The following is a 23746-nucleotide window of genomic DNA, read 5'->3' on the forward strand; positions in this document are numbered from 1 at the left end:
CCTACATTACTACCAGCCGAGTGCAGTTTTTTGCATGGCAATAAGCTCAGCGATACCTTTTTCGGCAAGAATCAGCATATCATCAGCTTGCGCGCGAGTGAATGGCTTTTCTTCTGCCGTACCTTGCAGCTCAATGAATTCGCCTTTTTGGGTCATCACCACATTTAGGTCAGTATCACAGCTGGCATCTTCTTCGTAATTCAAATCCAGATAGGCTTCGCCATCTTTCATACCGACAGAAACCGCAGCAACCAAACCAATTAGTGGATCCGCTTTAAGTTTTTTGGTTTTTTGGATGCTCTCTAACGCATCAATAAGCGCAATTGCTGCACCAGTCACACTAGCAGTACGCGTACCACCATCGGCTTGCAAGACATCACAATCAAGGTAAATGGTGTTTTCACCAAGCTTGCTCAAATCAATCATGGCACGTAAGCTACGACCGATTAAACGCTGGATTTCTTGCGTACGACCTGATTGCTTACCACGTGCCGCTTCACGCTGATTACGGGTATTGGTCGCGCGTGGCAACATGCCATATTCGGCAGTGATCCAGCCTTTGCCTTTACCTTTGAGCCAGCGCGGTACGCCAGATTCAACACTAGCGGTGCACAGTACTTTGGTATCGCCAAAGCTGACCAATACTGACCCTTCGGCATGCTTAGTATAATGGCGCTCAAAGCTGATTGAGCGAAGTTGGTTAAGCTCACGGTTGTCAATACGCATAAAATTCCCTAGTACGAGGTTGTAAAAGCAGTGTTATAAAATAAAAGGTTTAGGTTTATATTCATGGTTATTTGGTTAGCCAGTCGGTATTTACAGAAAATTTATATTTTGAAATAAATGATAACTGAGTGCACTAACAGCGCTAAATATTAGGTTATCCTAACGTGACAACGGTGCAATAGCAAGATTCACACAAGCTATCGCACCGTTGTTTTGGATAAGAATAGTCGTAAAAGTTATTCTAAACCTTCCATCTTACGCAATTCTTTACGCAGGATTTTACCCACGTTTGATTTTGGTAATTCATCAACGAATTGAATATGACGCGGACGCTTATAGCCGGTCAAGTTCTTTTTGCCAAAATCAAGCAGTTCTTGCTCGGTAACGTCACCTTTTTTGACCACAAACAGCTTTGGATCTTCACCGCGGTCATCATTTGGAATACCAATCGCGCCGCACTCTACTACCGCTGGATGCTCGCTCATGACTTCTTCGATTTCATTTGGATAGACGTTAAAACCAGAGACCAAAATCATGTCTTTTTTGCGATCAACGATTTTAATAAAGCCTTTTTCGTCCATGATACCGATGTCGCCGGTTTTTAAATAACCACTGGCAGTAAAGGTCTCAGCCGTTTCTTCTGGCCGATTTTGATAGCCAATCATGACTTGTGGACCTTTGACACAGATTTCACCACGATCACCTAGTGCGACCACATTTTCATCATCATCAATCAAGATGATATCGGTGCTAGACGCAGGAATACCAATTTTTCCGGTGAATTCAGCGATAGTCATTGGGTTAAAGGCAACCACTGGTGAGGTTTCAGACAAGCCATAGCCTTCAACAATTGGTAGACCCGTAATTTTATGCCACTCTTTTGCCACGCTTGGTAATACGGACATGCCGCCACCGATAGAGGCTTTTAGGCTAGAAAAATCTAAATCTGCAAAGCCTTCTTTATGTACTAGACCGTTAAACAAGGTATTGACCGCTGGGATAAAGGCCGGTTTATATTTAGCCATCTCTTTAATCAAACCATCAAGGTCACGCGGATTTGGAATCAACAAACTAGCACAACCTTCATACATGCCATACATGCCACAAACCATAAATGAGAACACATGGTATAGCGGTAGTGCGGTCAAAATAACATCATCCGAATCTACATCATCCTCAAAAGCACTACTCATTAACGCGCTAATCTGTAGCATATTGGCGACTAAGTTACCGTGCGAAAGCATCGCGCCTTTGGCAACACCTGTGGTACCGCCCGTATATTGCAATAACGCCACATCGCTTAAATTCAAATCAGGACGCTTATATTTGCTGGCTGAGACTGCATTTAATGCCTGCTTAAAGCTGGTACTTTCTGGTAAACGATAAGCGGGTATCATTTTTTTGACATGGCGTGCTACAAGATTAACCACAGTGCCTTTTACTAGCCCCAACATATCACCAAGCTTACAAACGATGACATGCTTAACTTGACCTTTATCTTCAGCGTCTTGGTAGGTCTTGGCGAAGTTTTCGACGATAAATAAAGCTTTGGCGCCACTATCATGGAGCTGATGCGACAATTCACGGCTGGTATATAAAGGATTGACGTTAACCAAAACCATACCGGCACGTATAATACCCAGCATGACGATTGGATACTGCAAAATATTGGGCATCATCACCGCAACTTTGTCGCCTTTAACCAAGCCTAATGACTGCAAATAGCTGGCAATTTGACGACTGTATAAATCTAATTGCTTAAACGTGATGGACGCACCCATACAAATATAGGCAGTTTTTTGACCATAACGGCTGGTGTTACGCTCGAACACCTCAAGTAAAGATGTACTGTCATCTGGCATATCGATCGTCGCTTCGATACCATAGCGCTCATAAGCACTCAGCCACGGTCTGTCACTCGCTATCGTCGGCATGGTAGGAAATACGTTAGTTCCAGCCATTGATTGAGCGTTGTGAGCAGCTTTATGGTCTGTGGTTTCTTTATTGATACTGTCCGTCATAATCTTCCCTAAATATTACCGTTAAAATATAGAATATATCTAATTAAATCACCGTGGTCGTTAGTCACTCATTTATAAAATCAAAAACTTGTGAATAAGAAGCCTCTTCGCTCATAAGCGAATAGATTTTGTCATTCACAAATTTTTTAAATCAAAAGTTATTACCTTGATACTAAATTTATTATCTACTATAAAGACCGATAAAAATGACCTTACTCAATCGCTTTATGCCGATAATTTTGTGAAGGCTTTGGGCTCAAAAAGTCTAAAAACCACGCACTTTTATCGTTCAATACCAAAATATATCGGCACGAACTATAGCAGTTTTGCGGACAATTCTCTATGGATACTACCAAATCATAATAGAAAAATAAAAAAAATGATAAGGGCTTATACAAGCGACCTTATCATCTTTTATAGCCATTCCTATCAGCGATAAAGATGGCTAAAAGCTACTCTAAACTTGATGGTAAACTATTTACCATGATTCTTTTCTTCAAGCACACGTAGATCTTTGTGTAAAATCTTACCAACGTTCGATTTTGGTAGCTCATCGATAAACTCAACATAACGCGGACGCTTATAACCGGTTAGATGCTCTTTGCCGTAAGCGAGGACATCTTCAACCGTTAGACTGTCATCACTACGTACCACATAAATCTTCGGTACTTCGCCGCTCTTTTCATCATCGATACCGATGACGCCGCATTCTAAAATCTTTGGATGAGCTGACATCACATCTTCTACTTCGTTTGGATAAACGTTGAAGCCTGATACCAAAATCATATTCTTTTTGCGATCAACGATTTTAAAGTAACCTTCTTCATCCATCACGCCGATATCACCAGTACGGAAATAACCATCAGAGGTCATGACTTCAGCAGTGGCATCATCACGCTTCCAGTAGCCTTTCATCACTTGTGGACCACGAACACAAATTTCGCCGCGCTCGCCAAGTGGAACTTCATTACCTTCTTCATCCAAGATAGCCATCTCAGTCGCAGGCATTGGTAGGCCAATATTACCTGAGAATTCGCCGGTACCTTCCGGGTTTGCTGACGCCACAGGTGAAGTCTCTGACAGACCATAACCTTGTACGATCACATTACCGGTAATTTTTTGCCATTTGTCAGCCGTATCTTTTAAAACCGCCATGCCGCCGCCCATAGACATCTCAAGCTTGCTATGATCTAAGGCTTTAAATACCTCACTATTTGCCAACGCGTTGAATAGGGTATTGACTGCTGGGAAAAACGCCGGTGGGTAATCTTTATAAGCTTTTATTAAGCTGGCACCGTCACGTGGGTTTGGCACCAATAGTCCGATACAGCCGCGATATAAGCCGAACATGCCGCAAACCGTAAATGAGAAGATATGGTATAGCGGCAAGGCCGTCATAATGACAGGCTGCTCAGCCATACCTTCAAACTTATCAAAAGCATCACCAAGATACGTATCACACTGAATCAGGTTAGCCACTAAGTTGCCATGCGTGAGCATCGCGCCTTTGGCGACGCCTGTGGTTCCACCGGTATATTGCAAAACCGCAATATCATCAAGGCAGATGTTATCTGGACGCTTATATTTTTTGGCCGAAAAGCGATTAAGTGCCGTTTTAAAGTTGGTGCTATTTTTAAGATTATAATCAGGTACCAACTTTTTCACATGGCGCACGACCATGTTGACAATAAAGCCTTTTAACGGACTCATCAAGTCGCCCATCGACGTCACAACGACATGGTCAACCAAGTTTTTACCAATATCTTCATAAGTTTTGGCAAAGTTCTCTAAAATGAACAATGCTTTGGTATCAGAATCTGTTAGCTGGTGCTCAAGCTCTTTTGAGGTATAAAGTGGATTGACGTTGACCAAGGTCATGCCAGCACGCAGCACACCCAATACTGCAACCGGTAGCTGCAAAATATTTGGCATCATAACGCCGACTTTATCGCCTTTTTTCAGGCCCAGGGACTGCAAGTAGGCAGCGATTTGTTTGCTATAGCGATCTAAATCTTCGTAGGAGAGCTTTACATCCATACAGACAAACGCTGTTTTACCAGCGTGCTTAGTAAAATTCTGCTCAAATATATCGATTAACGAGGTATTGGCAGCTGGCATATCGATATCGTACTGGATACCAAGCTTTTCGTAAGTTTTAACCCATACTTTGTCATTACGACGAATTTGGTTACCTTGATTTTCCATAATCTTACTGCTCCTAATAATAGTGCGCTACTGTAAACCCATAATAATCACAATGTGATAAACGTACGAAGACCCGGCGCACAAGCTAACCACTATGATGGCGAGCGAGGCTAGCGGTATAAAGGTACGGCCATGAGTCAACAATTTAGCGGTAAATGGCCCTTTGTTGTTTAACATACACACTTTGTACAAACTACTCAATATAAAAAAATGCTACTTGAGTTCGCAAAGTAGCTTGACGATGCATATTTTTATTTATATCAGTGAGTTAAGCCTCATTACAGCTAAATAAGCCACCTATTATTGATAAACATTTATCGTCTATTGTGATATAAATTCTATTGAGCTTTGAAAGCAGTATTTAATAAAACGATAAACGCTTAGCCTTTACCCAGCTTGCTTAAATCGACTGTATCATTATTAACCTTGTTAAGGTCGCGTTGATTAAAAAGCCAATACTATAAGTAGGATAATAAAAACAAGTAAAATGATAAAAAACAGTTAGATTAACTATACTTACCTTATTTTGTAAAAGCTATCAACCAAAACGTTATGCTAAATAGAAACGGCATGCTCAGCACGTCATGCACTGTCGTCTATACTGACTTACACCTTTTTAATTATGCCAATATCCTTTACGATAGCACTATCTTATTTACCCAATTGAACCGATTGTTTATACCTATTAAAAACTTATAAGTGAATCCTATTTTATGTCCGATGTTATTGATAATGCGATTGCCCCAATAATTCCAAGCGAACCGATGGATACACGCTCTGTGGCGGAATTCACTGAGCAAGCTTATCTCAACTATGCGATGTACGTCATTATGGATCGGGCGCTGCCAAATATTGCCGATGGTCTAAAGCCTGTCCAGCGCCGTATCATCTATGCGATGAGCGAGCTAGGGCTAAAATCAACAGCGAAAGCGAAAAAGTCTGCGCGGACGGTCGGTGATGTGCTGGGTAAATATCATCCGCATGGCGATAGTGCTTGTTATGAAGCGATGGTACTCATGGCACAGCCGTTCAGCTATCGCTATCCATTGATTACCGGTCAAGGTAACTGGGGTAGCCCAGATGATCCGAAATCTTTTGCCGCCATGCGTTATACCGAAGCTAAGATGTCCGCTTATGCCAATACGTTACTCGCAGAGCTCGGTCAAGGTACGGTCGATTGGCAAGATAACTTCGATGGCACCATGCAAGAGCCGACCACCCTGCCCGCCCGTCTGCCCAATATTTTATTAAACGGTACGACCGGTATCGCCGTTGGCATGGCAACGGATATTCCACCGCATAACCTCAATGAAGTGGTTCGCGCCGCTATCCGTCTGCTTAAAAACCCTGAGCTATCGGTTAAGCAGCTTACCCAGTCGATACCAGCACCTGATTTGCCGACGCCTGCCGAAATCATCACTAGCAAAAAAGACTTGCAAGCCATGTATGAAAGTGGACGTGGCAGCTATAAAATGCGCGCGACCTTTCATATTGATCCTAAAGAGAAAAATCTCGTCATCATCGATGCCCTCCCTTATCAAGTCTCAGGTAATAAAATCCAAGAGCAAATAGCCAAGTTGATGACCGATAAAAAGCTGCCGTGGATTACTGACATTCATGATGAATCAGACCACGAAAATGCTTGCCGTATCGTCTTAGAGCTGCGCTCAACGCGAGTCGATGTCGATCGCGTGATGAGTCATCTGTTTGCCAGTACTGATCTAGAAAGTAATTACCGCGTCAATATGAATATGATTGGCTTAAACGGTAAACCGCAGGTTAAAAATCTTAAAGAAATCCTAGAAGAATGGCTCGTTTGCCGCCGTTCAGTGGTCACGCGCCGTTTGCAGTATCGCCTCGATAAAATCGATAAGCGCTTACATATTCTCGCAGGTTTGCTAATTGCCTATCTAAATATTGATGAAGTGATTCGCATTATTCGCGAAGAAGACGATCCAAAATTAGCATTGATGCAAGATTATGATTTAACCGATATTCAAGCCAATGCCATCTTGGATATTCGTCTGCGTCAACTGGCAAAACTTGAAGAGTTTGAGCTGCGCCGCGAGCAAGACGAGCTGGCTGCTGAACGCGCTATTATTCAAGAGTATTTGGACAATCCAGACAGTTTGACCACTCTGATGATCGATGAGCTCAGCGCCGATATGAAAGAGCACGGCAACGAGCGTGTGTCACCACTGGCAGAACGCGAAGAAGCACAAGCGTTAAAAGAATCTGACCTCGTACCAAGCGAGCCGATTACCGCTGTACTATCGAAAGCCGGTTGGATTCGTGCTGCTAAAGGCCACGAGGTTGATGCTGCTGGTATGAGCTACCGCTCGGGCGATGCTTATCAAGCACACGTCCGCGGTAAATCGAATGAAAGAATCTACGTGCTCGATAGCACAGGGCGCAGTTATAGTATCGATGCGCATAACCTCGCCTCGGCTCGTGGTCAGGGCGATCCGCTCACCAGTGTTTTAAAACCGCCAGCAGGAGCAACTTTTGAGCAATTGTTAACCGGTGACAATGACCAGCGCATCATCTTAGCCAGCTCGCAAGGCTATGGTTTTATCAATACGCTTGGCAATTTAGATAGTAATCAAAAAGCCGGTAAAAACATCATTAACCTTGCTGCCAATAGCCGATTGTTACCTATCGCCCGTATCGATGATCAAGCTGATTTGATTGTAAGCTCTGAGAATAATGACAACTCTGCTAGCGAAAATAGCTCTACTCCTGACCATATCGCTGTCGTGACCAATGCTGGCTATTTATTAATCTTTGCACTGAGCGATTTGCCTGAGCAGGCTCGCGGTAAAGGCAATAAAATGATTACTCTAAAAGGTGATGAAGAAGTGCTGACTATCACGCCGCTCAGTAAACAAGACAGCCTAATCATTACTGCTGGCAAGCGTCATGTGACCTTAAAACCGATGGATTTAGCGAACTATACTGCGAAACGTGGTAGTCGTGGCGGTCAGCTGCCAAGAGGCTTTCAGAATGTGACGAGTGTTGAGGTGGTTAGGTAGTTAGAGCGATATAACTACTAAAAAATGAATCTTAATTAAGGACTTATCATGGAAGATTTAACCATATTTGAGAACTGGCTCGCAAAGCATCTACCTGAGGTTGTGAAAGATTTGCATCCGCCTGCTACTTTAGAAGAAGTTCAATTGTTAGAAAAAACAATTGGCAGAAGCTTACCAGAAGATTTTATTTTGTTATATCAATGGCATAATGGACAAATGGGTAATGCCGCTACTGGTCCTTGGTATGGCTTAGAATTCATGCCTATCAAAAAAATTATTAAAAGTATTGAGTTAGAAAAACAGATAATGGAAGAGTTAGGAGAAGATGAACTTAATTCGATGAGTGAATGGATGAAATCAACTCCTGACGGTTATGTTAAAAAGGCTAATAGCAATCCATTTTGGGTACCATTTGCCCACGACCATGGCGGAAACTTTCTAGGAATAGATTTAGACCCAGACAAGCTCGGTACCATTGGACAAGTAATTAACTTTGGTCGTGATGAAGAGCGGAAAATTGTGGCTAGCGAAAGTGTTAGTGACTTCCTATCATGGCTAGTAAAAGAGTTGGGCAACAGTAATTTTAATATAGCTATCGAAGATGATGAAGATAGAAGTTTGAATATGCTTACTCCCGAGAGCGGACATTTTTTAGATGCTTTAGCAAAAATTTATCCTGAGCAAAAGTGATGGCATATGATGGATAGCCACATAACATTAACAAAAACACATGAATTCATTTTATTACAACCACGCTACTTCTTTATAGTTAATACGTTTTAAATCACTAGCGATGGTAATATTTAACATAATAGGACTGTTAAACTCACTATGAATAATAAAGCCCCCACCCCCAAAATCATATTTTTTGATATCGACGATACCTTAAGCCGCAACGGTATTATCGCCGCGCACAATCAAGCAACGCTTGAAGCGCTAGCTAAGACTGATATTAAACTGGTGATTTCGACAGGACGATCAAAAGCCATATTGCCTGCGGATATTTTAGCGTTACTAGATGCCGATGTACTAGATGCTATCATCTGTATGAATGGACAATACAGCTTTAATAAAGAGGGCATGATTAGTCATTACCCATTAACAGATACGCAGACCAACAAAATTGTACTGTTATGCCAAAAAAGTGAACTCATCCATAAATTTGACTCAGCAACTCATATTGCATGGTCACATGAGAACGAGCGTCTGCGTGAATACAATGCGATAACGCCAAACTCTATCCTTGACCCAGATTATCATAAGGCCAATACGGTTTATCAATGCTCGGTATTTTTTAACAACCAAGAAGAGAAAATGCAGGAGGTTGATTTCGCTCAGGATGATTTAAAACTGGTACATTGGCATCATATTGGCGCAGATATCTTGCCAGCAGAAGCGTCCAAAGCACGAGGTATCATAGATTTATGCCAGCATTACGCCATTGATGCGAAGGATTGCATGGCATTTGGTGATGGATTGAATGATTTAGAGATGTTTGATTTGGTCGGGTTTGCCGTAGCAATGGGCGATGCAAAAGCAGAACTTATAGAGCGTGCAGATTTTGTCACTGGTACGATTGAAGAGCATGGTATTCAAGCGGTGGTTGAGCATTTACTTGTAGTCTAGCAGTCAGTTCAAAAATCGTAAAAGAGAAAAGCTTAAATTATATTAGCTATACTGCGTTTAATTACTCCTACATTATTGTTTAAATTGATTAAACGCATCCACACCAAGCCAATCTGCTCCCAGCATCACTACACTCAGTACTAATCCTATAAGCAAACACAACTTAAAACCAAAAGGCATATACCTGTATGGCATTTGGGTAATGCCATACAGGTGCATATTTTCCACTTTATTAATGGGATAAAATATTAGTCCAACAGCTATCATAAACATAAAAGGCGCTAAGAAATAAAACCCCAATAATTGCATCGGCTTTTCTGCATAGAAAATAACCATCAAATATGCGCTCATCACCATAATAAATAGAGCAATAAGACGAGTGATAAATCGTGGTTTGGCAAATTGACGAGCATATTTGCCTACATCGTGGACACGCTGATTTTGGACATTAAGTATAGGATCAGTATAAATTTGTTCTATCGATTTTATGGCAGGAATTAAGCGTCCAATCTGCCAAACATCTCTAATTGAGGAATACAACCAATAAGTTAAAATAAATACAATAAGCAGTAGCCACCATTTTACATTTGGATAGACTGCCCAAATCATAACTACAAATATGAATAATGATATGAGTGAGACAAGGCACTTTAAAAGAGCGTTCAACCGCTTTGCTTGCAGTCCTATTAATATAAGTCGTTTTCGAGCAATAAACGTAGGTGACTCCGCGCCAAGCGGTATCTCATTGGTCAGTTTTTTGCCCATAATGCTGAGTGTGCCTTTGATACTGGCATCGTTCAGCCCTACTCCATGATGAAGAATCTCCATCAGCTCATCAATACGAGCTTGGTGTTTATGATTTATCAAAATATATAAATTCCAGCTGCGTTTATCTTTTAGAGACTAAAATAGTTTAGTTTCTTAATAACTTCTAACCCCTCCCCATAACCAAACCATAAATCCAACTACCCAGTTTGTATAGGCCAACAGCAATCAAAATGAATATTAATGCAGCGATTAGATAAGCCAAAAATGTTGGCATATTGGTCAACCAACCAATACTAAACGCCACACCCAAATACGTTTCTAATGGCCAGCTTAAAAGTGGCGTGTCTATACCACCCGTATTAAAAAATGCCATGATGGCGCACAGACCTATCAAAGCAGTGATGATTCCAGCAATTTTTTGGTTATTCATATCATCTCTCTTTTACAATTGATTCAAATTTATCTCATAAATAATCGAACCATTACGGCATTGTCAAACCACCATCAACCGCAATAGATTGACCAGTGATAGCCGAACTCAAGTCTGACGCCATTAGCAATACTGAATTGGCAAAATCGGCAACTGAGGTTGCTTGGCGCAATGGCGTCGTCGTGGCGATATAATCAAACACTTCTTCAGTCGTTAATTTACTAGCATCAGTAGTTTTCAACAGTCCACCTGCCAGTAAGTTAACACGGATACCATATTGTCCAAGCTCAGCCGCTAGATTACGCGTCAAACCAATGAGCGCAGATTTTGCCGTAGTATAGTCGTAATAAGTCACCACCGGATTATAAACAAGATTGGTTGAGATATTGATAATCTTGCCCATCTGCTGGGCTTTCATTTGCGGTAATACTGCTTGCACGGTATTAACTGCGCCTTGGACAATACCATCTATTTGCTGAGAAAAATGCGCCCATTTAACGGTCTCAATACTGGTGTAATCAGCACTTGGGTTGAACTGATAGCTCGGCAAAGCATTATTAATCAAGATATCAATACGCCCGAAACGTTCTACAACTTCCGCTGCCATCGCTTGCATTTGTGCCAAGTCAGTCACATCACCTTGATAAGCAAACGCTTGCCCACCTGCCGCTTCGATATGAGCAACGACTGTTTCAGCAGCCGCTTTACTATTGAGATAATTAACACAAACAATCGCGCCTGCCGCTGCCATTTGCTGAGCAATTTGCGCGCCGAGACCACGACTCGCGCCTGTAACTATGGCGACTTTATTGGTCAATAATGCTGGTATAGTCGCTTGAATCTCATTCATTATGTTTTATCCTTTATTATTTGATACTTATAGAAAACAAGGCTTATTTTAATGGCTTTATTTTAGTGACACTACAAACTAGACAGCGCCAATCATAGCATGATTAACGAATTGCATAATGTGGGGCTATTCTCACTACCTTTATATACTTTAATTAAAACTAAGCAAATTCAAGCAGTTGCCCTTTAAATTTCGACTTAGCATAACCATAACCGTATAATGAATATACTATAACGGTATCATGTGCCCGACTTTTATCTTTTTGCCCTATTTAGGAGAGCCATCTTGTCCCATTTATCATCAAGTCTTTCAACTAGCAACCTTACCCGAATGCTACCTAAAGCACTGTTGTGCGTTGCTATTGGGCTTTCGCTTGCTAGCTGTAGCAAATCTGACAATGCCGCGGCTGATGGTAGTGCTGCTCCCAGTAATGTCACGCTCAATCTCTATAACTGGTCAGAGTATATGCCACAAGAGATTCTCGATGGCTTTACTAAAGAGACCGGCATTCGAGTTAATTACACCACCTTTGATTCAAATGAAGCAATGTACGCTAAATTAAAACTGCTTGATGATTCGAGCCAATATGACTTGGCGATTCCATCGACTTATTATGTCGAAAAAATGGCAAAAGAAGGTCTGCTACAAGAGCTTGATAAATCTAAATTAAGCAACTTTAAAAACCTCGATATTTCATTTACTAATACTAAAGTTGACCCAGAGAACAAATACTCGATTCCCTATATGTGGGGCAGCACCGGTCTTGCTATCAACGGCGAAACGGTTGATCCTGCTACGGTTAATAGTTGGAATGACTTATGGCGTCCTGAGTTTAAAGGTCAAGTGATGCTGATGAATGATATGCGTGAAGTGTTTGGCATGGCGCTATTGACCCTTGGTTACTCAGGTAATAGCAGCAATCCTGATGAGATTAAGGCAGCCTATGAAAAGCTGACGACCTTGATGCCAAACGTCAAAACTTTTAACTCAGACGCCTCGCGCATGCCCTATATGGAAGGCGAAACGAGCGTCGGTATGACGTGGAATGGTGAAGCAATCATCGCCAATAACGAAGGTCTGACCAGCTTGGTTTATAAATACCCAACCGAGGGCGCGATATTATGGATGGACAACTTCGTCATTCCTAAAAACGCCAAACAGGTCGATGCGGCGCATAAATTTATTGATTATCTAATGCGTCCCGAGAACTCTAAGATTGTCAGTGAAGAGATTGGCTATGCATCGCCTAATATCGCGGCTCGGGAATTGATGCCTGAGGACGTTAGAAATAATCCAACCATCTATCCGAGCAAAGAAATATTAGCAAAAGCTGAATTCCAAGAAGATGTCGGTGATGAGGCGTTGCAAGTCTATCAGCAATATTGGGATAAGCTAAAAACCGGTCGTTAATTATCTAGCTATTAAGCTCAAAAGACAGCTTAGAATATCACCCATAAAAAAACGCTGACTTTAAATGGTCAGCGTTTTTTTAGCATTGATATTTAGCATTGATATTTAGCATTGATATTTGGTATTTATAAATGCAAATCAGTTTCGCTACCTTTATGTTCAATTCGGCGTTGTTCGCGGCGCTGATAGCGCAGACCAGAAGCAGCAAACCATTGCGCTTGAGTCGCTTGTAATAAGTCACTGAGCCCCTGCAACTGTACTTGTAATGTTTGGGTCAACCAAAAATAGCCTTGCCACTCAAAGCCCAAACTTTCTACACTTGGATATTCTGATACCGCAATACGGGTAATGGGACGAAAAACTTCGTCATTTGGGCTACGTAATACTGCCGCCATATGTTGCATCGCTTGCGTCAATTCATGTTGATAATGTATGAGCAGAATATGATTTTCATCGTCAATCTCAATATTAGCCAAGCGCGGCGCAGCACTTAATAACAAATCAATGGTACCGATAATATTACGATGCGTGCGCTGAATCGTCTCTAGGGTTTCTTTATCGATTCCTGATTCGCTGGCAGTCGCCGCGATATGCGGACGGACGGCTAACAGGCGCTTATTAATTTTTTGTAACGCCTTAACCAAAGATTTATTAACCGGTGTATCAGGTACAGAGCGGCTCGCAGGATAAGTCAAACTTGATAAGCTGGTGGCCTTGCTAAATTTAAACGGCTTTGGCACCAAAACCTCAGCATCAATATGATTTCCAACCCCTGCATACAGATTGCTGCACGTTTCAAGGTTGCTTGCCAATAAAAACCGCCACATCAAGGTAGATTTAAGTGGTAAAACTAAGGTCGCCGCTACTGCCACGCCAGCGCCAAGCAAAATATTAAAGGCGCGGTAAAGACCATCTTGCGCTATATTACTGTGATCAGGACTCGAGACAATCATAAGCATGGTAATGCCCGTTAACAGACCGATATAACCCAACTGCTTGACCGCCACATAACCGATGATGCCGCTAATAATGCCAATCAGCGCATAATACAACCACAACCAACCACCGATATCTTGAATCAGCCATAAAAAACTCAGTCCGACCACCACCCCAAGTGAGGTGCCCAATATTCGCTCTTTAGCCTTGGTATAGATCGCCCCTTGATACTGCAACAAGCCCAATATCACAAACACAGTAATGGTCGTCCATTCACCATGCGGCAGGTTCGTAAGCTCATTTAACACTAATGCAGTGAGAACGGCGCTACCCAAACGTATCGCATGCAAGACGTCAGCATGCTGATAGCGGGCATAAGGCTCAATAAGCGGTGCAGTAAATCGTTGCCAAAAATTTAGTTTCACGCAAGACGTCTCTTATAATTAAGGAATAAAAATAGCGTTAAGTAATGATTATAAATTTAGCAATGCACAAAGCCATTATCAAAAAATAACGCCTTTTACCTATTAAAAGATAAAAGACGTTAAAGGTCAAACATGCTAGCACATAATACAAAAAACATGAGTATATGCTAATACTTGGCGCTCTGTTGCTGTAGAAAACTAGACGTCTAAAAAGTCTAATATACCTTCAGCAGCTTCGCGACCTTCCCAAATGGCCGTCACCACCAAATCAGAGCCGCGTACCATATCGCCACCGGCAAAGATTTTAGGGTTACTGGTTTGAAACCTAAACGTTTGCTTCTCTAAAGCTAAAACGCGACCGGAGTCATCCATCGTTACTTGCTGGGTCTCAAACCAATCGGCAGGACTAGGACGAAAGCCAAAAGCTAGAATCACCGCATCACAAGGAATAATCTCTTCAGAGTTTATAATCGGTTCAGGACGACGGCGACCGCGTTCATCTGGCGCGCCCAAATGTGTCGTGACTACTTTAACCGCATTAACCTTACCATTTAAGCCAATAATTTCGGTTGGTTGGCGGTTGAATAAGAATTCAACGCCCTCCTCGCGCGCATTGGTCACCTCACGGCGTGAGCCAGGCATATTTTCTTCATCACGGCGATAAGCGCATATAACTTGCTCTGCACCTTGACGGATACTGGTTCGGTTACAATCCATCGCCGTATCACCGCCACCTAGCACCACGACCTTTTTACCTTTTAGATCGATATAGTCTGCTGGATTTTTTTCCCAGTCATTACAGCGATTGACGTTAGCTATCAAAAAATCCAGTGCATCATGAACGCCCTCTAGCTCTTCACCGGCGAAATCACCGCGCATATAAGTATAAGTGCCCATGCCCATAAATACTGCATCGTAGTCAGAGAGTAGCTCATCGATACTGACGTCGGTACCAATTTCAGTCTCTAAGCGAAACTCAATACCCATGCCTTCAAATACCACGCGGCGATTGCGCATGACGTCTTTTTCCATTTTAAACTCAGGAATACCAAAGGTTAATAAACCGCCAATCTCAGGACGTTTATCAAACACAACAGGGGTAACGCCATTTCTAACTAAGATATCCGCACAGCCAAGCCCTGCTGGTCCTGCACCGATAATGGCAACTTTTTTATCTGTCCAAATAACTTCTGACATATCCGGACGCCAGCCGAGTGCAAAGGCGGTATCGTTAATATATTTTTCCACGTTACCAATGGTCACGGCACCAAAGCCATCGTTGAGCGTACAAGCACCTTCGCACAAACGATCTTGCGGGCAGACACGACCGCAAACCTCAGGTAAGGTATTGGTTTGATGACACAACTCTGCTGCTTGAAATATCTGCCCTTCAGCCGCCAGTTTCAGCCAATTCGGGATGTAATTATGTACCGGACATTTCCATTCACAATACGGATTGCCGCATTCAAGGCAGCGGTGCGATTGCTGCGCGACCGACTCACTTTCAAACGGTTTGTAAATCTCCACGAATTCGGTGGCACGAGTGGCAATATCTTTTTTGCTCGGCTCAAGCCGTGGTACATCTAAAAACTGAAAATCATTGTCTAAGCGCTTTACCATGATGCTGTCTCTTTTATATAAGGCTTTTCAATAAGAAGCTTTGACAGTCAACGTATACGAGGCTAATTAATATGATAAATTAATAAAACTCGCTAATACTTCGTTGCTGTCACGGCTCTGCTTAACATATTTGGATTGCAAACTTAACCTACAATATTTACCTGACGACCGTTATTGTGGGTCGGCCATGGTGGTCTTAAGTAAGGTTGCAATGTTTGCCGCTTTTGGCTTAACCAAGTAAAACTTACGCGCATAATGTTCAAAGTCAGCCAATATGGCCTGCCCCCAAGCGCTAGCCGTTTTATGCACATGGTTTTCGATGACTTGTTGTAAATAGATACGATGCCCTTCGGTTTGCTCGCTTGAGATACGATTTAAATCAATCAGCTCATGGTTACAGCGATCAAAAAAGTCACCTTCCATATCAAGTACGTAAGCAAAACCACCGGTCATCCCCGCACCGAAGTTAAGACCTGTGCGCCCAAGGACGGTGATAATACCGCCGGTCATATATTCACAGCAGTGATCGCCAGTGCCTTCGATGACCGCATGAGCACCAGAGTTTCGGACGCCGAAGCGCTCGCCTGCAGTACCAGCAGCGTATAATTTGCCACCCGTTGCGCCATATAGACAAGTATTACCAATGATAGCCGTATCTTGCGCGGTGAAACTGGAATCCTTGGGTGGATAGATGACTATCTCGCCGCCCGCCATACCTTTACCGACATAGTCATTGGCATCGCCTTCTAATTCAATATGTAAGCCACCAGCATTCCACACACCCAGACTTTGCCCTGCGGTACCGGTTAAATGCAGCTTAATCGGCATCTCATTCATGCCAAGATTGCCCCAAACTTCTGCAATCTCACCTGAGATACGCGCGCCAATCGAGCGATCGCAGTTACCGACGGCATAGCTATAATCGCCACCATTACCTTGGCGAATATTAAGTAGCATATCCTTTATCATTTGCTCAGCAAGTAAGCCTTTATCAAACGGCTCATTACGGGCAACCTGACAGGTTTGCGCTTTGCCGCTACTGGCTGGATGACTAAATAGTAACGGCGTTAAGTCAAGATGACGCTGCTTATCTGTCGTGCCTTCTAGCACTTCAAGTAAGTCAGTACGGCCGACCAGCTCTTCCATACTACGGACGCCTAATGCAGCTAGCCATTCACGCGTTTCGGTCGCCACAAATTTAAAGAAGTTAATCAGCATTTCAGCTTCACCGATAAAGTGATCATCACGTAGCTGGGCTTTTTGGGTGGCGACCCCAGTTGGGCAATTATTCAGATGGCAGATACGCAAGTATTTACAACCGACTGCTATCATCGGCGTGGTACCAAAGCCGAAGCTTTCCGCACCAAGAATCGCAGCTTTAACCACATCAAGTCCTGTTTTTAGACCGCCGTCAGTTTGAATACGAACCTTATGACGTAAGCCATTCACCCGTAGTGATTGATGAGTTTCAGCAAGCCCTAATTCCCACGGCGAGCCTGCATGATGGATAGAAGACAGTGGCGATGCTGCCGTACCACCGTCATAACCTGAGATGGTAATCAAATCGGCATAGGCTTTTGCTACCCCAGTCGCAATGGTGCCAACGCCCGGACGCGAAACTAACTTGACCGATACTAAAGCATCTGGGTTGACTTGCTTAAGATCAAAAATCAGCTGCGCCAAATCTTCAATCGAATAAATATCATGATGCGGCGGCGGTGATATGAGCGTCACACCCGGTACTGAATAACGCAGGCGCGCAATCAAAGCATTGACCTTACCGCCTGGCAGCTGCCCGCCCTCACCGGGTTTTGCTCCTTGAGCGACTTTGATTTGCATGACTTCCGCTGAGCGCAAATAGGCTGGTGTGACGCCAAAACGACCGGAAGCGATTTGCTTAATTTTTGAGTTACGCAGTGTGCCGTAGCGTACGGGATCTTCGCCACCCTCACCTGAGTTTGAACGTCCGCCAATGGTATTCATCGCCATGGCAATGGCTTCATGCGCTTCTGGCGACAACGCCCCTAACGACATGCCCGCAGAGTCAAAACGCATAAGAATTGCCGAAATATCTTCAACCTCATTGACATCGATACCGTTGTCCGTTTTAAGCTGCAGTAAATCACGCAAAGTCGCCACTGGACGGTTATTGACCAGATCAGCATACTGACGATAATTATCATAATTGCCCGTCCGTACCGCGGTATGTAGGCTATTAATCACATCAGGGTTAAAGGCATGATATTCTTTATCAAAAACAAATTTTAGTAAGCCGCCTTGATCCAGTGGCGCGCGCCGTTTAAATGCATTTGCCGCAAGCTGCGCTTGATCCGCTGCCAAATCAGCAAAGGTTGCGCCTTTAATACGACTTTGCACGCCTTTGAAACACAAGCTGACGACTTCTTCAGAGAGACCAACCGCTTCAAATAGTTGCGCACCGCGATAAGAGACAATGGTAGAGATGCCCATCTTTGATAAAATCTTGAGCAAACCTTTATCTAAACCTTTACGAAAATTTACTCGCGCTTGAATCGGATCACCAAGCAGCTCACCAGTCGCGACCAAGTCATCAATCACATCATAAGCCAAATATGGATAGATACAGGTCGCACCAAAGCCAATTAGTACCGCCACTTGATGCGAGTCACGAGCCAGACCGGTCTCAATAATTAAATTGCCATCAGTACGAATACCTTGAGCAATCAGATAATGATGTACCGCACCGGTGACCATAATGGCATTAGCTGGCACTTTAGCAGCATCAATATCTTTATCAGACAAGACTATCAGCGTATGACCGGCACGAATGCTACTAGCGACTTGCTCACAAATAGTGGTAATGGCAACGGACAATTCTAGATTGCGCTCATAATTTAAATCGATACGCGCCATTTTAAATGCAGGATCAGCGAGCGTTTCTAACTGCTGCATCTTGCTCGCTGACAATACTGGCGACGACAAGATAATGCGATGGGCATCTCTTGCTGATGGTGCAAACACATTGGTTTCAGCGCCTAGACACGTCTGTAACGACATCACGATAGATTCACGCAGCGGATCAATTGGCGGATTGGTTACTTGTGCAAACTGCTGACGGAAGAAATCACCGACATGGCGTATTTGCTGTGACAGCACTGCCATTGGCGTATCATCACCCATCGAACCGACTGGCTCTTGAGCATTTTCAGCGTTTGGACGGATGATTTCTGTACGTTCTTCATTGGTGATGTGATACATTTTTTGTAGTGCTTTTAGCGGCTCACCGCGACATGCCCGCGCGGCAAGATCTTCCTCTAAACGCTCATCATCACGGATACGTGTTGCTTCTTCACGTAACCATTTACGATAGGGATGCGCCTTTTTCAGTAAGGTCGCAATCGCCTTGGTATCCATGATTTGACCCGTCTGCGTATCGATGACCAGCATTTGACCGGGGCCAACACGACCTTTGGCAAGCACATCCTTTGGTTTGTAGTCCCAAACACCAACCTCAGAGGCCACGGTGATATAACCATTCTTAGTCGTCACCCAGCGCGACGGGCGTAGACCATTACGATCCAGCATACAGACCGCATAGCGACCATCTTGAATAACCAACCCTGCTGGGCCATCCCACGCCTCCATATGCTGCGAGTAAAACTCATAAAACGCCCGCAAGTCCATATCCATACTATCGACATTTTGCCAGGCAGGTGGCACAAGGATAGACATGGAATGGAACAAACTCATACCGCCTGACATCAAGACTTCCAACATATTATCTAAGCTAGATGAATCTGAACCACTGCTATTTACCAATGGTGTCAACTCGTTCAAATTGGGCAGTTTGGCAGATTTTAATTTCGGCGTACGTGCCTCAGACCAGCTGCGGTTACCCGTGATGGTATTCAGCTCACCATTATGAGCAAGATAGCGAAATGGTTGTGCTAAGGGCCAACGCGGCAAGGTATTGGTTGAAAAGCGTTGGTGAAATACCACAATATGCGACGCCAAACGCTCATCTTGTAAATCCAAGAAAAAAGCAGGCAAATCGGATGGCATTACCAAACCTTTATAAATGATGGTCTGACAGCTTAATGAGCAGACATAAAACAGCTCATCACTCACTAAGCGCTGCTCTGCTTTTTTACGGGCAACAAACAGCTTACGGTTAAAATCGTCCGCAGCTAGATTATCAGGGGCATTGACAAATACTTGCTTAAAATCTGGTAAGGTCTGACGCCCAATATCACCGACAATGCTTAAATCAAGCGGTACGTCACGCCAGCCAGCTACCTCTAAACCTTGTGCTGTAATCTCATCGCTTAATACCTGCTGACTATGCTGTGCTTGGGTTTTATCATCATTAACGAACACCATGCCAACCGCAAAGTTATTCGTCATCTTAAACTGCTGATCAGCCGCGATATCTTTAAAAAATGCAATAGGCGTCGCCAGTAATAAACCGCAGCCATCGCCGGTCTTACCATCAGCGGCAACACCGCCACGATGGGTCATGCAGCTTAGGCTATGAATGGCCGTTTTTACTAAATCATGGCTGGCTTGTCCCTCAATATGAGCAATCAAACCAAAGCCGCAATTGTCAGAAAAATCATCTGGCGTGGCCAAATGCGTGTGGGAAGAAATCATCGACATAGCGTGTCCTTTTAAATGAGCGGTAGTCTATGCAACCAATGTGATGCACAAACCATACTCCGCAAGCAGAACGGGTTAAATATATTCACATAAGCGGATTAATAAAGCGCAGGCAGAGAAAATAGTGCAAGCGTTTTGAGCCTGATAAAAATACTTATCACGACTCCATTTATTCTAGAGCAAGTAGAGCTATTACCTTAACGCTAGCTACTAAAATAACATCGGTAATAAGATGAGATAGTCATCAAAAGACCAAGTTATTCAGCATTTAGGCGTTATCATCTACCGGTATCATCTGCCAGTATTGTCTCTGTTATAACGTTCAATGTGAACGCCACAACACCTGATGACTAACCCGTAAAACAGCTCATATAACGCTAGTTTTCCATCACATCTGAATATCAAACACCCTGTATCTAAGCGCCTTAATAATCCTAATAATAAGAGGGATTGCGCTATTTACGATAACTATACAGAGCATTGCCCAGCTTTATATTATTGAATGCTAGCTAAAAAATCTAGTTTTTTTATTAATTTATCCATCAGATTTTGTAAGCGCTTATATTATCTTTCGTTATATTAAACATAAGAACACATGGATAAATTATTTATAAAAAAAGCCCACTACAATTTTGAGTGGGCTTTTTAATACAGATTTATATTTTAACTTAATTACTCTTTTCTTCGATCAGCTCTTTGATAGTATCGCTGTTCTCTTTTGCTACCGCTGCACTTTTACCCTTGCTATTATCTTTTGGTGCTGCTGCAGTTTTAGCATTGCTATTGGAGTTTTTATTCGCCGAGCCTGTATTTTGATTCTTACTATTGGCATTTGCACTATCAGGATTAGCATTATTACTGTTGCCGTTATTAGCACTAGCAGCCGGCGGCTTAGGAGTAGCAACCACTGGTGGTTTCTTCGGTGCATTGGTATCGGTATTCTTGGGTGCTGAAGTAGTCGCACCTTGCTCTTCTGTGCCGACAATACGCTCTTCATTGACAGATAAGGTCTCAGAGGTATCGACGGACTGGCGAATGCTCTCAGCATTGGCAGCGTCTTGAGCATTACGATTGGCAGTATTGCTTGCTGCTTGGTCAGTGTTGTTATTGGTTTGCTGACGAACCGGTACTTCTCGTTTGGTTGGTCGTAAATTTACCGAACGCGTGCGTTTAGCGCTTAAGTCTTTGACAGGGTCAGGACGTTCATAATTATCGATAATACTGACGTAGCGATTAATCTCTTCAGGCAATACTCGTACATTAGCAGGCAGCTTAAAGTCTATTAGCTTGGCAGCCCCGACCGCTTCTTGTGGACTGCTCATCAGCCCATAAGTCAGCATATAACGTACTTGCTCGTTATCATCAAGATAGCGGAAGTACGCAAACTTGTTGCGATCTTCACGACCTTCTAAGTAACTAGCAATCACATCATTTTCAGCGACATTCATCACCTGTACGGTCCATTTGCCTTTGTTGGCCAGCAAATAACGCTTATCTTTAAATTCGTCAGGATAGCTACGCAAATCACGAACGGTGGCATCAAAACTTATCGGCTGCACATCGGTATCAAGCTCATGCAATGATTCGATTTTTAATGGTTGTTCAAGCTCAGCGCTCAACGTTTGCGGCGCTGATATTGGGGCGTTTTCTATTTTGGCACCCATCGCCGGTGTTTGACTGAACATCCAGACTAAAGCGGTAAACACGCCCAGCAGCAAGGTCGCTATCAGCCAAATCAATGCTTGACGGCGATAGGATTGGCTAGCGGTGCGAGTCGTCGAGCGGGTTGCTGCCATGGGAGTGTCCTTGGTAAAGATGTACTTAGAATTTATACTTAGTGCTCATAAAAAACACAGTCAAATAAAAACAAGACCAAACTGCCTAATTTGAATGCCCATTTGTCAGCAGCTATTTATAAGATGCTTTCTGCCGTACCTTGCGAGTGATTTTTTGCCAACACCTCAGTCAGTAGCTGCGCATCAAAATCACTGGTTAAGACTGCCTTACCTAATGATTTTAACAAAATAAGGCGAATTTGTCCCTGTTTCACTTTTTTATCATGACCCATCAAGCCTAAAGCCGTCTGTACTTCTATAGGCGGCGGATTGATTGGTAAGTTGGCCAAGGACAATACGCGTTTAACACGGGCGACTTCATCGCAAGTTAACCAGCCAATTTTTTGCGATAGCTCAGCAGCTTGCACCATACCAGCAGCGACCGCCTCACCATGTAGCCAGTTACCATAGCCTTCATGCGTTTCAATCACATGACCAAATGTATGACCAAAGTTTAATAACGCCCGTACGCCTGATTCTCTTTCATCTTGGGCGACGATATTGGCTTTATATTCACAGCAGCGTTTCACCGCCTCGCCAAGTACCGCCAAATCTAATGCCATCATCGCAGGTAGATTCTGCTCAAGCCATGTCAAAAAATCTACATCCATAATGAGGGCGTATTTAATAACTTCAGCCAATCCTGCTGATAACTCTCGCGCTGGTAAGGTTTTGAGCGTACTCATATCAGCCAATACCATTTGCGGCTGCCAAAATGCCCCAATCATATTTTTACCTTGTGGATGATTGATACCCGTTTTGCCACCAACGCTTGAATCCACTTGTGACAGTAATGTGGTTGGGATTTGAATAAAATTTACACCGCGCATAAAGCTTGCCGCCGCAAAACCTGTCATATCGCCAACCACACCGCCACCAAGCGCGATAAGGGTGACATCACGATTAAAGTGCGCCGCCATTAGCGCATCATAAATTTGGTTAATACTGGTCTGATTTTTATATTGCTCGCCATCTGGCAGTATACAAACCTTAACGGTAAATTGTTCTTCTAATAGTTGCTGTAGGGCTTCTAAATATAAGGGTGCAACCGTCTCATTGGTGACGATCAATACTTGCTGACCCACAATATATGGCGCAATTTGGCTTGCCATACTCTTGTTGTCTATGGCTATTTTTTCAGTAATGACGATTGGATAATCATGACTTTGCGTATGTACTGTCAAGTCAGCATGAAACAGTGGCGTTGCCATGAAAGTCTCCTTAAGT

15 protein-coding genes are annotated in these 23746 nt (G+C 43.2%); 4 read left to right on the forward strand and 11 right to left on the reverse strand.

The window, feature by feature from the left end; all coding sequences use genetic code 11:
• Window positions 1-9: 9 nt before the first annotated feature.
• The 3 genes from rph to DABAL43B_RS12280 all read right to left on the reverse strand — a co-directional run bounded on the left by rph (window position 10) and on the right by DABAL43B_RS12280 (window position 4952).
• Window positions 10-726 (reverse strand): ribonuclease PH, encoded by a 717-nt coding sequence (gene rph / locus DABAL43B_RS12270; protein WP_079692657.1) that lies wholly within the window; start codon window positions 724-726, stop codon window positions 10-12.
• A gap of 236 nt (window positions 727-962) precedes the next feature.
• Window positions 963-2747, reverse strand: coding sequence for an AMP-binding protein (locus DABAL43B_RS12275; RefSeq protein WP_079692658.1), 1785 nt, complete (start codon window positions 2745-2747; stop codon window positions 963-965).
• A 474-nt stretch (window positions 2748-3221) separates the two neighbouring features.
• A complete protein-coding gene (locus DABAL43B_RS12280; protein WP_079692659.1) occupies window positions 3222-4952 on the reverse strand; it encodes an AMP-binding protein in 1731 nt (576 codons plus the stop codon).
• A gap of 713 nt (window positions 4953-5665) precedes the next feature.
• Here DABAL43B_RS12280 and parC point away from each other — a divergent pair.
• The 3 genes from parC (at window position 5666) to DABAL43B_RS12295 (ending at window position 9610) form a co-directional block, all read left to right on the forward strand.
• Complete coding sequence (parC, locus tag DABAL43B_RS12285) at window positions 5666-7984, forward strand: DNA topoisomerase IV subunit A (protein WP_079692660.1); 2319 nt, start codon at window positions 5666-5668, stop codon at window positions 7982-7984.
• A 48-nt stretch (window positions 7985-8032) separates the two neighbouring features.
• Window positions 8033-8674: an SMI1/KNR4 family protein gene (locus DABAL43B_RS12290; protein ID WP_079692661.1), complete on the forward strand. Its 642-nt coding sequence runs from the start codon at window positions 8033-8035 to the stop codon at window positions 8672-8674.
• 141 nt (window positions 8675-8815) lie between these two features.
• On the forward strand, window positions 8816-9610 hold the full coding sequence (locus tag DABAL43B_RS12295) for a Cof-type HAD-IIB family hydrolase (protein ID WP_079692662.1): 795 nt from the start codon (window positions 8816-8818) through the stop codon (window positions 9608-9610).
• Between the two features lie 72 nt (window positions 9611-9682).
• On the opposite strand, the gene DABAL43B_RS12300 is transcribed toward DABAL43B_RS12295, so the two are convergent.
• From DABAL43B_RS12300 to DABAL43B_RS12310, 3 genes are all read right to left on the reverse strand, one after another.
• On the reverse strand, window positions 9683-10477 hold the full coding sequence (locus DABAL43B_RS12300) for a hypothetical protein (protein ID WP_145952538.1): 795 nt from the start codon (window positions 10475-10477) through the stop codon (window positions 9683-9685).
• Between the two features lie 64 nt (window positions 10478-10541).
• Window positions 10542-10808, reverse strand: coding sequence for a hypothetical protein (locus tag DABAL43B_RS12305; protein WP_079692664.1), 267 nt, complete (start codon window positions 10806-10808; stop codon window positions 10542-10544).
• Window positions 10809-10860: 52 nt separating this feature from the next.
• A complete protein-coding gene (locus tag DABAL43B_RS12310; RefSeq protein WP_079692665.1) occupies window positions 10861-11658 on the reverse strand; it encodes a 3-oxoacyl-ACP reductase in 798 nt (265 codons plus the stop codon).
• Window positions 11659-11943: 285 nt separating this feature from the next.
• On the opposite strand from DABAL43B_RS12310, the gene DABAL43B_RS12315 reads away from it, so the two are divergent.
• Window positions 11944-13068, forward strand: a complete 1125-nt coding sequence (locus tag DABAL43B_RS12315) for an ABC transporter substrate-binding protein (RefSeq protein WP_079692666.1) — start codon at window positions 11944-11946, stop codon at window positions 13066-13068.
• A 125-nt stretch (window positions 13069-13193) separates the two neighbouring features.
• On the opposite strand, the gene DABAL43B_RS12320 is transcribed toward DABAL43B_RS12315, so the two are convergent.
• The 5 genes from DABAL43B_RS12320 to aroB all read right to left on the reverse strand — a co-directional run bounded on the left by DABAL43B_RS12320 (window position 13194) and on the right by aroB (window position 23730).
• Window positions 13194-14429: an FUSC family protein gene (locus DABAL43B_RS12320; protein ID WP_079692667.1), complete on the reverse strand. Its 1236-nt coding sequence runs from the start codon at window positions 14427-14429 to the stop codon at window positions 13194-13196.
• 198 nt (window positions 14430-14627) lie between these two features.
• A complete protein-coding gene (locus tag DABAL43B_RS12325; RefSeq protein ID WP_079692668.1) occupies window positions 14628-16049 on the reverse strand; it encodes a glutamate synthase subunit beta in 1422 nt (473 codons plus the stop codon).
• 171 nt (window positions 16050-16220) lie between these two features.
• Entirely contained in the window at window positions 16221-20684 is a 4464-nt protein-coding gene (gltB, locus tag DABAL43B_RS12330; protein WP_079692669.1) for a glutamate synthase large subunit, read from the reverse strand.
• Window positions 20685-21352: 668 nt separating this feature from the next.
• Window positions 21353-22480 carry a hypothetical protein gene (locus DABAL43B_RS12335; RefSeq protein ID WP_079692670.1) on the reverse strand — a complete coding sequence of 376 codons (1128 nt, stop codon included), beginning with the start codon at window positions 22478-22480 and terminating at the stop codon, window positions 21353-21355.
• Window positions 22481-22596: 116 nt separating this feature from the next.
• Complete coding sequence (gene aroB / locus DABAL43B_RS12340) at window positions 22597-23730, reverse strand: 3-dehydroquinate synthase (protein WP_079692671.1); 1134 nt, start codon at window positions 23728-23730, stop codon at window positions 22597-22599.
• Window positions 23731-23746 lie beyond the last annotated feature (16 nt).

This window comes from Psychrobacter sp. DAB_AL43B (assembly GCF_900168255.1).
GTDB lineage: Bacteria > Pseudomonadota > Gammaproteobacteria > Pseudomonadales > Moraxellaceae > Psychrobacter.

Coding starts and splice junctions, on each gene's coding strand:
- DABAL43B_RS12275 (WP_079692658.1), bottom strand. CDS start 2,747: ATGACGGACAGTATCAATAAAGAAACCACAGACCATAAAGCTGCTCAC.
- DABAL43B_RS12290 (WP_079692661.1), top strand. CDS start 8,033: ATGGAAGATTTAACCATATTTGAGAACTGGCTCGCAAAGCATCTACCT.
- rph (WP_079692657.1), bottom strand. CDS start 726: ATGCGTATTGACAACCGTGAGCTTAACCAACTTCGCTCAATCAGCTTT.
- DABAL43B_RS12310 (WP_079692665.1), bottom strand. CDS start 11,658: ATGAATGAGATTCAAGCGACTATACCAGCATTATTGACCAATAAAGTC.
- DABAL43B_RS12335 (WP_079692670.1), bottom strand. CDS start 22,480: ATGGCAGCAACCCGCTCGACGACTCGCACCGCTAGCCAATCCTATCGC.
- aroB (WP_079692671.1), bottom strand. CDS start 23,730: ATGGCAACGCCACTGTTTCATGCTGACTTGACAGTACATACGCAAAGT.
- parC (WP_079692660.1), top strand. CDS start 5,666: ATGTCCGATGTTATTGATAATGCGATTGCCCCAATAATTCCAAGCGAA.
- DABAL43B_RS12325 (WP_079692668.1), bottom strand. CDS start 16,049: ATGGTAAAGCGCTTAGACAATGATTTTCAGTTTTTAGATGTACCACGG.
- DABAL43B_RS12280 (WP_079692659.1), bottom strand. CDS start 4,952: ATGGAAAATCAAGGTAACCAAATTCGTCGTAATGACAAAGTATGGGTT.
- DABAL43B_RS12295 (WP_079692662.1), top strand. CDS start 8,816: ATGAATAATAAAGCCCCCACCCCCAAAATCATATTTTTTGATATCGAC.
- gltB (WP_079692669.1), bottom strand. CDS start 20,684: ATGTCGATGATTTCTTCCCACACGCATTTGGCCACGCCAGATGATTTT.
- DABAL43B_RS12305 (WP_079692664.1), bottom strand. CDS start 10,808: ATGAATAACCAAAAAATTGCTGGAATCATCACTGCTTTGATAGGTCTG.